Raw genomic sequence first — 14059 nt, 5'->3', positions numbered from 1 at the left:
AGGCCTGGTGTATGCTTTTTAACAAGTAAGTATTCTGATATTTCCTACTTCAAAAAAGACACTTGCTTGATAGCTGAAGAAGAAAAAGAAAATATTCTATTGGTAGGTGATAGCCATGCAGCGCACTGGTATGCTGGTTTAGAAGGGAATAAAAAGCCTAATCAAACGGTAAGTCAAATAACAGCTAGTGGATGTAAGCCTACGATAAGCTACCAAGGTCAAAAGCGGTGTGCTCAGTTAATGCGCATTGCGTTTGAGGAAATAATTCCGACTGGAAAATATGAAAAGATCATTATTTCTGCTAGATGGAAAATCGACGACTTACCGTGGCTACTTAAAACACTGGACAGAATAGATAGCACGAATACTGAAGTGACCGTGCTAGGACCAATTATTGAATACACGCAACCCCTTCCGCGTATATTGGCCCATAGTGATTTTGAAGACAAATTAATGCGAACGCGAAAGTATGAATTTATTAAAAAAATTGATTCAGCGTTTGAAGATGAGCTTAGGGATAGAAGCGTAAAATATATCTCTATTTTGAAAAATATCTGTGAGAGCACTAGCAATTGTAAAACGCTTGTAGGCGAAAAGCCAATGCAGTTTGACTATGGGCATTTAACTCTTGATGGCTCGCTTACGCTATTAGATAGGCAATCGAATATTACTCTGTAAATTAGACAAAAAGTTTTATATACAACTCTGTGGAGAAAAATTGCACCTAACAAATTACTTTTTTCACTGCATAAAGTGCCAACTTCGATGGCTAGGCACTCTCGCGTTCCTTCGTCTACCACATTCAGCGATCTGAACCGTTTACCGCAGTACAAGATGTCATGCATAAAATCCAACGCCCATTGATGGTTTGCCTGATCCAGCACTTCTAATGGCTAGGCTATTCGTTTGGGCAGAACCCGTTTAGTTCTCGACTCTGGTTCAATCCCATTTGGCGGTAAACGTGCTTCTGGTTGTAGGGGAAGCCTTTGAAACGCATTCGGCCAAAACACTACTAGAAGCCAGCTAGTGGCGACTTCTCCAAGCCCGCATTAATAGCATCAATGACAGCAGCATCTACTTTGCGCTAGTCTCTCTGGACGATAAAAAGTCGCACTGCCAATACCAACAAACAGACAGCCCTTTACTATATTTAGTCCCGCATCAACTTGGATGCTAACGCACTCTCGTTTCTCTGTTGTCCAACCTTTTTTGCGACAAGCTCATTAATGGCATTATTTTTAAGCTGACATCTGCAAACGTCTTTTTAAGCTAGGCATTTTCTTCTTCAAGCTCTTTAAATGGTTTGATGCCGCCTTATTTGGACTTCATATTATAATAGGTTGCGCTGCTGGTACCGTGTTGACGGCAGACTTCCTCAACCTGTATACCTGCATCAACTTCTTTTAACACCTCAATAAGCTGAGACTCTATATATCGAGATTTATTAATAGTCGTCTCCTACATTAAACATTGCAGAAAACTTCGTTTAAGTCTGTCTAAGTTTAGGTGGGGTGGGCAGTCACTAAAAGTGCTGCTAGCTTTATCCATTACCCTTAAAATATTGGATTTTCGGCCACTTAACTTTTATGAATTTCAGCAGAGTATATTTTAATTCGACGATAGTTTTCCATATCGATTTCCATCAAATCAAACATATCGTTAAACTTCATTCTTGTTTCTTTACTACAATGACTATCAATAAAATATAAGTTTTCACTGCGTTTAAAGTCATTGCTATATAAAGCTTCGCTTTCGCTACTTCTTCTTTTATCTAACTTATCTGCTAAATATCGTTCCGATTCATAAAAACCGTCAACTGAATTTTCGTAAAAGAAAATGTCGAATGCAAAATTATTGTAGTAGCTTAAAACCCATGATGGCGACTGTGAACAAAGCATTACTTTGTCAGCACCTATTGACTTCAGCTTCAACGCTGCCTGTTTCCACTGTTCATTCTCAGAGTATCTTTCTAAGTAAAAATTAGAGTACGCCAGTAAATGAAACACAGACAGTACACCAAAAAAAGCTATTTTTAACTTTTTGTTAATGCCTGAAAGAAAGCAAGCAATCAATAAATAAGCTATGAGGGTAGAACCAACAATTGTTCTACTCATAAATATAGGTTTATAAAAGCCCACTGCCCAAACACAGAATAGTAATGCGAAAGCCATCGAAAAGAGAACAAGGACTAGATTGCGTTGTTTAGTTCTAACACAGTGCCATAAACCATACATCATAGCTGCAATAAAAATAATGTCCCATGCTTTTACTGAATCTGGATCTGCCGATATCTTAATAGATTTTGCGGAAGATAAAATAAATTGACCGAAAGATATATGCTTCAACCAATTAAATGTATTCCCCTCTCCCGACAGAACCGTTACTAAAGGCCAAGGAAGCCAAAGCGCAAAAACAATACTGTTTGTTATCACCCATGGCTTAATCTTCTTGTATTCTTGATCTTTTACTAAATGAATAAAGAAGATCATATTGTAAGAAACGACATAAAATACTGAAATATTATGCGTATACAGCGCACACAATGTAAAAACGCCATACAAACAGTAAGCCTTCTTACTCATTGGACTTTTCAATACAATTGTTAACAAATAGTATAAAGCTGTTATCGCGAAAAAAAGTTGGGTTGCGTAAGCTCTTGCTTCTTGTGAATATTCTACTTGGTGAACTGATAAAGAGAATAAAATGGTGGCAAGAAATGAGTCAATTTTTGTGAAAAAAAGCCTACATATTTTATAAAATATAAAAACAGTGAGGGTACCAAAAATTATGCTCGGTAAACGAATAGTTAGCTCAGATGTACTTGGGCTAATGAAAACTTTGAGTATTGAATAGTACAGCGGTGGCGTAGGATCATAATTAGAGATCCACAATACATTCCAAGGGTTGCTTACAATACGAAAATTCAATGCTTCATCAAACCATAGGGAAAAAGAGTCTGCTCCCAGTAGCCTTAAGATGAATGTAACCGCCAATAAAAATAAAAGCAGGGGTTTTTCATCAACCTTTTCAATTATAGTCCGCATTATTTAACATCCTTGTCGCTACTAGTATTATTGAGGATATATCTAGGTCGCCTTTTGGTTTCAACATATATCCGGCCTATGTACTCACCTAATACACCTATACCTATGAGCTGAACCCCACCAAGGAATAATACTGATACCATTAAAGATGGATAACCAGGGACGGCATTTCCCCATATGAGTTTTTCAACAATCATCAATAATCCGTATCCGAAGGAGAGTGATGAAATCATAAACCCTATATAAGTCCACATTCTCAGGGGAACCGTAGAAAAACCAGTGATCCCCTCTAATGCCAGATTCCATAACTTCCAGCCATTAAACTTTGTCGTACCAGCTGCACGTTCATTGCGGGTGTATTCAACAATTGCAGTCTTACCGCCACACCAAGATAAAATCGCTTTCATAAAAAGATTGCGCTCTTCGAGTTGGATAATACTTTGAACGATTTTTTTATCTAAAAGCCTAAAATCACCAACGTTTTCTTCTATTTTGGTATTGCTTATTTTGTTATGAAAAGAATAAAACCACTGTGCTGTTTTACGTTTAAGATAAGTATCTGAATCTCGATTGGCGCGTTTAGCGAGCACCATTTCATAGCCCTCTCGCCATTTAGCAATCAACTCGTGAACAACTTCGATTGGATCTTGCAAGTCAACATCGATGGGAATAACCGCGTCTCCATCGCTGTGCTCTAAACCCGCAAATAGCGCCGGTTCTTTACCAAAGTTCTTTATAAAGGAAAGTGCTTTTACATTTTCATCACTAGAAGCTATTCGAGAAATGATTTCAAGTGTCTTGTCAGAACTGCCATCATCTATAAAGACTATCTGAACTTGGTATTGACTTAGCTCTGCCCTAACTTTTTCATAAAAAATATCTATAACTTCTTCTTCATTGAAAACGGGAACAACTAGCGAAATTTTGTCCATGGGTTTACTTAAACCTCTTTAAAAACGATATATCTAGAAAACAAAAAGCCAACAACCAGACTTGTTCCAGAGAACAGGACTAGAGTAACTACCTCATGTAGTTTCCAGGCATCAGCCAAAAAGCCAAATAAGAATGCTAAAGCGCCCATAAAAGCAGTAAATACAAGATAGCGATTTACAGAAACTTTTGAGTTAAAAGTGAATTTACTGTTTGCAAAGAAAGAAAATGTTACTGCGACAGAGAAAGCAATAAGATTCGAAGAAGCTTGATCATACCCAAGATAGGTTAATGCAAAAAATGACAACCAATGTATAGCTGTATTCATTACACCGACAGATGCAAATTTTGAAAAGAGTGTAATTGCTGAAAAGCGTTTTTTGTTGTGCAAAGCCATTCCCTAGCATCAAATATGACATAAATATACTATTAATTTCATTAAACGCTGTAGCCACAAAAAGCAGTAAAGTGACCTCAACAGAAAGAAACCCCAGTATACATTCTACATTTCTTAATTCTATATATTTCTATCGCTAGTAACTGTTGATATACAAAGGATATTAGTTACTAAAACCACATTTACATATTTATTACAGATACCATCTTTTGATTACACATTTCATGTAAAAACGTTCTCAAACGAAGTTTTGCAGGCTGGCGGGGGCCCTAACGAAAATGTAACTTCCGAAATGATTGTATAAACAGCAATAGTTAAAAAACAAATTTAATTAGCGAGATCCCAGCTTGCACCTTGATACGTAACAACGTTAGCACTACCCTTTTAAAACAGCCCTAGTTTTCTTCTCATGCGTTTCAATCTATAGGGATATACCATGCACTCTGCTAACTTAAAACCATCTATTTTTCGCTTCACTTTAATTGGTTTACTGTCATTTTTAATGCTTTCTTGCGCCACTATGAACAAAAATGACAAAAGTTATACGAAGGGGGGGCAACCCGGTGATATTTTGTATAACTATATTCATACTAATATTAGCAATAATAATACCGTAAACTCATTACTAGCTAATTACAAAGGCCCGAAAAACCTATCAACCGTTGTTGAAAAGTACGAAGACGAGATAGCCCAGTTGTATAAGCAAAAAGTGTTATCTCGTAAGCCATCACTTAGTGAAGAAGCAAAGAAAGCGCGGTTTGCCAATATAACCTCTAATCAAGCCTCCGCTCTATTTGCTTTTTATCCCATTGATACTGCAAAGTGGATGAAAATCATTTCAACATATTCGGGTTTAAGCAAAAACGATATTTACGAGTCGGCGATTACAGCAGGGTTAGACCCTACAATAGTTTTTGCCGCATCAGCTTCTGGATTTGAAGATACAGCTACCCCGCTTATTAATTCGATAGGGTTAGTAATTTACGGCCAGGATGAAGAAAGTACTGCCGCCGTTAAATTTAGAGCCGAAAATGATACTTATTGGCGTGAAGGGCTAGATTTATCTTGGGAGCCCATTTACGGGTCGTTGGCTGGAAGTATAGTGTACCTAGAAGCAGACACTACATATCATATTGAAGTGACGATTACGGATGCTTATGGCGATATCGTTGAACATTCCTTTCAGACCACCACAAAACCAAATACTCCCCCTATCGACCCAAATAAGATTTATTACCTTTCTGAAATTTACTCTGGCGGCCAACTGGATTTAGAAGCGCTAAATATAGAAGGTAGCGCAGATGGCTATGCAAAAATTATAGGCGACGGCCCCGTCATTGAAGCCGGCAGCGATGTACTTGCGGCTGTGAATATTGGTAACAATTCATACGTAATGCTAGAAAACCTTACCGTTAAAGGCGGACAGCGTTACGGCATATTTGCAAAAAAGGCACATCATATATGGATAAAAGGCTGCAACGTATCTGAGTATGGCCGAGAAGCAGTTGATATTAGAAATGGTAAAGCTTACTCAAGCCCGACAAGTAATTCCCCTATTAATTATGATTCAGGTATTTACCTAGAAAGAAGTGGTATAGCAGTAATTGAGGAATGTGAAGTACACACGCCGAACCTTGGCTCGAATAATTGGTCCGTTGGTCACCCAAAAGGTGCAAATGCGCTTCAAGTTTGGGCATATCACGATAGTGATGCATACAGAGGTGAATTTATAGTTAGAAATAATCGATTCTACGGTAGTCAAAATCACAGATTTAACGATGTAATCGAAGGCAGAATGAATACAGAACGGCGTGGCGGATTTGTCAAAAATTCAGCTATCTATGGTAATTACTTAGCTTATGCAAACGATGACCTCATTGAAATTGATGGGGGTCAGCAGAATGTTCTGGTGTACGATAATGAACTTATTCAAGGCTATACTGGAATTAGTATTGCACCAAATCTCTTGGGTCCAAGTTACTTATTTCACAACTTCATACATAACTTAGGGGACGATAGAGGAAAAGAATGGACTGCGATTAAAGCCGGAGGCCTCATGTCTAAGCCCGCAGGCCAGACATTCATCTTTGAAAATTTTATTAACGTTCAGAGAAATGGAATAGCGGCTTCTAAAGTCGTTGGAGACTCAACATTTTGGGTCAATACAAAAAATAACGTTACCATTACTCAAAATACAGGAAGCTCAGTTGGCTACTGTATTTTTGATAAAGAAAAATTTATAAAAAGCGTTAGTAACAATGACCTTTGTTTTAACGAAACGTTGCAAGATGCAAGATATGAATTTGACTTAACCAATCTTTCTGAACATCCCCTTTCAGACAACCTCGAGTTTATTGCATCTTTGAGAACACAGATGCCATCAACTAGATCCATAAGTGAGGGCAATATCATACCTAACTTTACTGAAATGGTTTCCCTTACTTCTAGTATCAAAGAACCAAAAACTATTTGCGAATTTAGGCTAGAACAAACTGCGTACGTTCCAATTACTAACCAATATAAATATGGCACCACTGTAGTTTCGCCGGAAGGTACCGTTACAATGACAGGAAATAACTGGGTACGTTTTCCGGTCAATTGTGTATTAACTGAAAGCTCTGTTGTTAGTCTTACATTAAATATAGAAGGTGAGGCAGAGATTATCGGAATAGGAATGGAAACAGACACTAAAGAATCAAGCAATAGAATAATTAGGTTCTCAGGAACCCAAGATTGGGGTTTGAATGGTAAAGCTAACTTCGATGAAAGTAGCAATACCGCCGAGTTTCCTGTGGGAAAATACATTACCGGGCAGGTCGATTACTTATATTTGTTATTGGATAACGATAGTGTCAAACCTTTTGAAAATGAAGTTAAGGTGGTATTTAGTAATGTAAAAGTAAGTGAATAGACCTGAACTTCATTGTAGATAAAATGGCAGGCGAAAATACAGAGCAATAATCCTGTAATAAGGCAAGCTTAAAATCCTACGCACCATAGTGCGACAAAATTTGTAAAAAATTTAAATTTTAATTTTTCAGGATCAATATTTGCTTTATGGTCACTATTCTGAATTATATAAAGTAAAAACAGCTAATATTAAGGATTTAATTTGAGGCAGCGAATAAAGAGAAAAATCGAAAATGTTTTGGATAGCTACCCTAAAGTGTTTTTTTGTCACGTGCCTAAATGTGGTGGAGTTTCACTATCCGATGCGATTTATGAGTCTCTCTACCCAAAAATATTAAAAGCATCTCGCTTCACCAGCAATATCGATTTAAAAGGTAGTAGAGTAGCCAGTGAGATATTAAACCTTGATATGATGACGGTTAGAGAAGCTCAACTTGTCAATTATCTTAACTCTAAAGGTCAAGTGTTCGTAACAGGGCATTGCCGGGCGCGTCCCGAGGTAACGTCAAATTTCGCGAATAAATGGAATTTTATAACCGTTTTAAGGAAACCTGAAAAGCGCTTTGTATCTGAGTATATCTATAATAGATACAAATCTTCTTCCTGGTTAAAAAATGATAGTGATATTCTAGAATATTTAGATACTGAAAAAGCTAAATCTTCATGTACAACCTACGCTCGTTTCTTTTCAAAATTTAGTGCACCCGAAGAAATTTTAGCTCATAAAGACGAAGCAATTGATTCTGCAATTGAAAATATTGAAAATTTTGCGAGTGTCGGAGTACTCGAACATTTAGATAGTTGGAAAAAACAGTTTAACAACAAGTTCGGTGTTAATATAAAAGTTAGTAGTAAAAATACCACGCCTAATAATGAGCAAGCGCAAGAGATCTATAATAATAATGCGGTAATGGATAGAATTCACGAGTTGACCGAAATAGACCGGACTATTTACGAAGCCGTGTTAGATAAAAACTTAAGTGTTAATTAGAGGCCTGTTCTTTTTAACACTATACAACTTCCGACAGCCTTTATTAAATCACCACGGCGTCGGTGATAACAAACAACAAAGGAGCTAGATATTAATGCCGTTCACTTAAGGTGAACGGCATTTTTCTTTCTGCTGTATCGCTTTGGCCTCTGCTTAACGTGTCCGTCCGGTAATCCCCACATTCAATTCATAAATTAGCTACGGCATGGTGTTCTCTTTACTAAGGAGAATGACCATGCCGCAATATCAATGAAGAGAAGTGCAAGACTGGCTCAATTTATTCGAGCAGTAAAAGCAAAGCGGACTCACTGCGGTAGAGTTTTGTCGTCAGCAGCAGATTAACGTTCAAACTTACTATACCCGACGTCGCGATATTCTGTCCACTTCCCCTCTATGACCAGCTTCATCAACATCTGCTAAAACAGCCTGTTATCGCGGCGGATGAAACTACGTTGAAGGTTGTTGAGTCTGAAAAAGCGAACAGCTATATGTGGCTGTACGCCAGTGCCGCTGACTCGCCTGCGGGGAATATACCTGGCATAAAGACACCTAATATCGTGCTGTACGATTATCACAATAGTCGCACTGGGCAATGCGCAGTAGACTTCCTCGATGGCTATAACGGCTACCTGCAAGTAGACGGCTATCAAGGCTATGAACAAACGCAAGCCACACTCATCGGTTGCTAGGCCCATGCGCGTCGTAAGTTTATGGAAGCCAAAAAAGTGCGGGTAAAAAAGGCAGTGGCAAAGCAGACTGGGCACTCAATCACATCCAAAAACTCTACCGAATAGAAACACAGTTAAAAGATAAAACGGTGGGAGTGCGCTACCTCACCAGACAAGAAAAGAGCCTACCGTTGCTCAATCAGCTTCACGCATGGCTAATGAAATCAGTTCAACAAGTGTTACCGAAAACCAAATTAGGCGAAGCGATACAATACTGCTTGAACCAACGGGAAAAGCTGGCGCGTTACACACTCGACGGCCAACTAAATATCGATAATAATCGCGCTGAGTGCGCGATTAAGCCATTCGTCATAGGTAGAAAGAACTGGCTGTTCAGCCAAACCGCTACAGGCGCAAACGCCAGCGCAGTGCTCTACAGCATTATCGAAACGGCAAAGGCCAACGACCTCAATGTGTTCGAGTATGTGATGACTTGCCTTGATGAGCTCAGCATGCCGGAACCGAACATCGAGCAACTACTACCATGGCAGTTTGCTAAGCGTTATGTGGGATTGCCGGACGGACACGATCAATATGAAAGTAATACGTTGCTAACAACCTTTATGGAAAGATATTCAACGAAGTACAAGAATATTGACCAAAAAAAAACCGCTTAGGCGGTTTTTTTATTTAATAATTCTTACTACTTTTTTAGACGTCTAGCACCGATGAAAAACACTCCCATCAATGAAAGAAGTAGAACTGATGGCTCATGAACCTGAGTGACATTGCTAGATGATGCAGCATTCAACGCTTGAATGTTTTGGTCATTTAGAATCAACAAATCTCCACCAATAAGATCTGACGAAAACGCTATGCTGCTTTGACCACCACAGCAGTCTTCAGCCCATACTATGTCGATTTGTGTCAGGCCGATAGTTGTTGCATCAACGCTTTGGACAGCTGAATTATTCCATGAACGTCTCCACCAAAGATTCTGTTCCGTATCTAAAACGTTGACTCCGTTAATGTAGATTTCTGCACCATAATCGGCGTCAAGTCCAGCAAAGAGTGTGAACTCAACAAGAGACGAGAAATCAAACTCAAAAGATACAAGTGAAACGGACTGAGTTTCAGAGTTCACCATATCAAACGAAGTTACATTAGAGGACGTTACTGACGTACTGTTATTAATATAGTCCAATAGACTCTCGCTTGGGTCAAACGTGCTGTCTACTGCGGTAAATTTATATTCAATTAACGCTGCATGGGCTACTGTCGTTGTTAGCATAACCAATAGCGCTGCTATGTACTTCTTCATTATTAACCTCGATAAGTGTTTGAACTACAACTAACTGATAAACATTTAAGCAAAACACAGGCCAACCCAATATTTAACTTATACATCAACAGCTTACCTAAAAATTTAAAATAAAGATTAATTAGAGTGTAAATTTAGCTGACACTAAAAGTTTAAATATATAATTCTCTTCGAACTTGGGGCTTTATTGAATGGTGAATAATTTTGTCATCAAGATAGGTGCTAGCTAACCTCGATACTACTAAGGATTCATTTCGGTAATTTTTACTAGGTCATCGATCAAGGTTTTTGCGTTAAACTCTGTTTCTACCTTTACTCGCGCCCGTCTTCTTATATCAGTTAAATTTTTGTGTTCAATTATTTCTACTAACTTTTCTTGAATACCATCAGCACACTTTTCAGGTACCAAGAAGCCAGTTTTTCTATCTTCTATTAGTTCAGGAATTCCGCTGTGATAAGTTGATAGAGCAATTACGCCACACGACATAGCCTCCATTAAAGAAACAGGAATACCTTCTTTGTCACCATTACTATCACGTATTGAAGGAAGTAAAAATACATCCGATGATGAAAGTGACTGAGCAACATAATCAGAAGACTGAGCGCCTTTGAACTTAATACGTGAACCATTTGCATGAGCCGACGCTAATGATTTTAGCTCCGGAAGTTGGTTACCGTCTCCAATAATATTGTATTCAACATCCAAGTCAGAATCGAGTATCGCTTCTATAGCATATTTAAGACCTTTCTTCTCTGTAGCTCTTGCAACAGAAAGAACTCGTAAAGGTTTACTTATTGATTTATCGTTAAACGTAAACCTCTCGACATTTACTCCCATATGTAAAACGTTAATTGAATTTTCTTTGACGCCTAAAGAGATTAACTTTTCTCTCCAATGGTTACTTATTGGTAGTAAAACCCCTCCAAGTTTGCCGTATTCATTTTCCCATACTTCCAATTCATCGTATCGGCTTATTTCATATCCGTGGAATATAGTAAACTGCCTGTTGCATTTTAAAAGCTTGGCCTGGCGAAAATAATCAAATATGACGCCGCTACTACCGAAGTGAGCAATGCATACACTCGCAGTTATCTCTTTATTTCTTAATAACCAGGCAATCGAGAGGATTTCTTTGGCTAGAAAAAAGTTTTTCTTTTTGACAAAAGAGAATGCAATTTTAACGAGCTTAAGTCGGTGTACTGATGTTAATGAGTAAAATAATCCTAGTAGCGACCAAACGTAAAACATTTTAGACTCTTTACATGGCTTAAGGTAACTGACTTTTTCTCGCCAGTTACTGCCAAAGATAGAGCGAAGAGTATCTTCTGCTTCTATAGTTGGATTAACACTAAGAACGTGGACATCCATACCTCTCGCAACGAGGTCTTTTACCTGGTTTATAACAAACGTCTGAGATAAAACAGGGAATGACCTCACGAAAAATAACACTCTTTTATTACTAGACATATTAAAAGCCTTTTACTCTTTGAATAGAAGATTTTATTTCTTTGTATTGAATAAATAAAAGTAATGAAGCACTAACCGTAGATAAGGCAACTAAAGACTCTTTTAGCAGAAAGACATCTGGAACTGCCCTAGCAATAAAAAACTTTGTGATTAGTAACGGGACTGCAATAGATGATATAACGGTAAGCATTGCACCAACCGAATATTTGAATGTTACATTGGCAATTGGTCCAGCAAAATAATAATTGACTAAAGGGAAAAGGATAGTTTGAAAAGTAAGCATGCTCACGACTAAAGGCAGAACTCCAAAACTTGAAGAAAGATAGATAACACATGCATTTGGTATAAGAATAGCTATATTCCAAGTAAAATGCTTGCGGGTTTGACCTGTAGCCTGAACAAGCGGCCCTACTAAATTTGAACTAAATACCCGAACAAACCAAAAACAGGAAAGAACAGCAAACACTAAATATTGGGAAGAGTATTCCTCTCCAAAAAATAGACTGACTACTAATTCTGGGAAAATAATTAAAGGGACATAAACAAATGCAAGAACAAACAGCTGTAAAATATAAAAGTCTTTGTATGTTCTACTGAACCTCTGTAAGACTTCTTTAATCTCTCCAAACGCTGGCAACGCTACTTTGTTGATTATTGGCTGTAATGCTTGCGCGGGCCTGCTTGCTAGCTGTTTAAGTACATGATAGACCCCTAACTGACTATTGGATAAAGTAATAGAAAGAATGATTACGTCTAGCTGCCTTCCAAGAATATTAAGGGCTTGAGAACCAAAATCAAAGATACCGTAATTAAATGCCTCTCGGTAAATAGACTTGTTTACATGAAGTGAAAGATTCATATCTTTGCTCAATGCAGCCATAAAACCAATCAATCTAACCAACTGGTATATAACAACACTTCCGACCAAGCATAGTAATCCTAAATGTGTGTTGCTGATTGCAAAAATGAATGAAGCTGTTTTAGCAATAATATCAATCTGTGCAACGCGCTTATGCTTAAAACGCTTCATTCCAACAGCCTGATATTGTGAGGCTAGAGAAGATATTACCAACATTAAGGTCGCGACCTTAAGTTCTTCTATTATTTCTTCATAGCCAAGCGCTGTCGCTAATATTGGTGTAACTAGGTAAAAAACTACGCTGAAAACACTGCCAATTCCTAGTGCTAGGTAGTAAATCGCATTATTAGTACTCTGATCTGCGTCTTGTCTAAAAATAAGGAAATTTGAAATACCTCCAAGTGCAAATGCAACAAATATCTCCATTACCATGTTAATAACGGCAAACTGCCCAAACACAGATGGTGCAAGAATTCGCGCCAGTACAGCAAGCTGAATCATTGTTAATGCTAGGTTAACAATAGTAGATAATGTCGTCCATGAAGTAGCACTTACTATCCTGCTCAATTTATATTATTCCTTTTAGCTTCTTGTACTTTGTTGACCAACTGTGAGCTTCGCTATTTCTGATAACGATACAAAGAATATCGCTGATATGATTCCAAAGACCGACAACCTTTGTTTAAGGGAGGCTTCATTCGAAAAAAACACAAGAAGCGTACGCTTGATATATAGTTTAACGGCCTCCCAAAGCAGCTTTATGGACTTGAGTTTGCCGTCTGTTTTATCCCAAGAGCCACCGATAACCCGCCTTCTTTTCTTAAGAATTTCTTGCTTATTTCTGGCTGGGTGAGCAACTACTGCCTGTTTACAAAAAACAACACTTAAACCATTGTTAGTAAGTCGCTTTGCCATATCATGATCTCCTCCCGATTTAAGTTTGGCGTTGAACCCACCTAACTCGAGAAGTGTCTTTTTTTTCGACAGCCAATTTGCTGTAATGCAAACGCCTTTCCTCGCATACTCTTCTTGATTCATTGAGAAAAAGCTCTCGTATGCTAGAGATGCATCGTCAATCTCATCCGCTTCATCTTTAAAGAAACTAACATCACCCGCGACTACACCTATATCCCTCTGAGTTTCGGCACACTCAATAAGAGAAGCCAACCAGTTTTTATCTGGCACGCAATCAGAGTCTGTAAATGCTACGTAGTGTCCTTTAGCAACCGAAAGCCCTTTGTTTCGTGCAGCATAGGAACCTGGCTTAAGCTCTTGTAAAACAGTGATACCTTCAATTCCTTGAATTTCTTCAAAAGTCCTATCAGTAGAACCATTATCAATAATTATTATTTCGTAAGCTTCAGGTACAAACTGTTGATTCTTTAACGCGTTAATGCATTTAACAACTCTTCGTTCATCATTCCATACGGGAACGATTACAGAAACCTTTACTTTTGAAGTCATGTGAACC

At 38.1% G+C, this 14059-nt stretch carries 10 protein-coding genes and 2 pseudogenes; 4 read left to right on the top strand and 8 right to left on the bottom strand.

What is annotated here, in order from left to right; all coding sequences use genetic code 11:
* Positions 1-678 (top strand): SGNH hydrolase domain-containing protein (locus V7R55_RS10030; protein WP_334059333.1); only part of this gene is annotated, 678 nt, incomplete at its 5' end.
* Between the two features lie 74 nt (positions 679-752).
* Here the strand turns inward: V7R55_RS10030 and V7R55_RS10025 are convergent.
* The 4 genes and pseudogenes from V7R55_RS10025 to V7R55_RS10010 form a co-directional block, all read right to left on the bottom strand.
* Positions 753-1449: pseudogene (locus V7R55_RS10025) on the bottom strand (transposase); the annotation flags it as partial.
* Between the two features lie 128 nt (positions 1450-1577).
* A complete protein-coding gene (locus tag V7R55_RS10020) occupies positions 1578-3044 on the bottom strand; it encodes a glycosyltransferase family 39 protein (RefSeq protein ID WP_334059332.1) in 1467 nt (488 codons plus the stop codon).
* Positions 3044-3976: a glycosyltransferase family 2 protein gene (locus V7R55_RS10015; RefSeq protein ID WP_334059331.1), complete on the bottom strand. Its 933-nt coding sequence runs from the start codon at positions 3974-3976 to the stop codon at positions 3044-3046. Before V7R55_RS10015 ends, V7R55_RS10020 begins: the two co-directional genes overlap by 1 nt.
* Positions 3977-3984: 8 nt before the next feature.
* Entirely contained in the window at positions 3985-4365 is a 381-nt protein-coding gene (locus V7R55_RS10010; protein WP_334059330.1) for a GtrA family protein, read from the bottom strand.
* Between the two features lie 442 nt (positions 4366-4807).
* Between V7R55_RS10010 and V7R55_RS10005 the strand changes: the two genes are divergently transcribed.
* From V7R55_RS10005 to tnpC, 3 genes and pseudogenes are all read left to right on the top strand, one after another.
* Complete coding sequence (locus tag V7R55_RS10005) at positions 4808-7282, top strand: right-handed parallel beta-helix repeat-containing protein (protein WP_334059329.1); 2475 nt, start codon at positions 4808-4810, stop codon at positions 7280-7282.
* A 201-nt stretch (positions 7283-7483) separates the two neighbouring features.
* Entirely contained in the window at positions 7484-8272 is a 789-nt protein-coding gene (locus tag V7R55_RS10000; protein ID WP_334059328.1) for a sulfotransferase family 2 domain-containing protein, read from the top strand.
* Positions 8273-8658: 386 nt separating this feature from the next.
* Positions 8659-9494: pseudogene (gene tnpC / locus V7R55_RS09995) on the top strand (IS66 family transposase); the annotation flags it as partial.
* 149 nt (positions 9495-9643) lie between these two features.
* On the opposite strand, the gene V7R55_RS09990 reads toward tnpC, so the two are convergent.
* The 4 genes from V7R55_RS09990 to V7R55_RS09975 form a co-directional block, all read right to left on the bottom strand.
* On the bottom strand, positions 9644-10261 hold the full coding sequence (locus V7R55_RS09990; RefSeq protein WP_287008953.1) for a hypothetical protein: 618 nt from the start codon (positions 10259-10261) through the stop codon (positions 9644-9646).
* Positions 10262-10502: 241 nt separating this feature from the next.
* On the bottom strand, positions 10503-11729 hold the full coding sequence (locus V7R55_RS09985) for a glycosyltransferase (RefSeq protein ID WP_334059327.1): 1227 nt from the start codon (positions 11727-11729) through the stop codon (positions 10503-10505).
* Position 11730: 1 nt separating this feature from the next.
* Positions 11731-13155, bottom strand: coding sequence for an oligosaccharide flippase family protein (locus tag V7R55_RS09980; RefSeq protein WP_287008951.1), 1425 nt, complete (start codon positions 13153-13155; stop codon positions 11731-11733).
* A gap of 15 nt (positions 13156-13170) precedes the next feature.
* On the bottom strand, positions 13171-14052 hold the full coding sequence (locus tag V7R55_RS09975; protein ID WP_334059326.1) for a glycosyltransferase: 882 nt from the start codon (positions 14050-14052) through the stop codon (positions 13171-13173).
* Positions 14053-14059: the final 7 nt, after the last annotated feature.

Origin of the sequence: Alteromonas sp. S005 (assembly GCF_036864475.1) — a bacterium.
Lineage (GTDB): Bacteria > Pseudomonadota > Gammaproteobacteria > Enterobacterales > Alteromonadaceae > Alteromonas.
The sequence above is the reverse complement of the archived record's forward strand: the minus strand, read 5'-3'. Positions and strand labels throughout refer to the sequence as shown.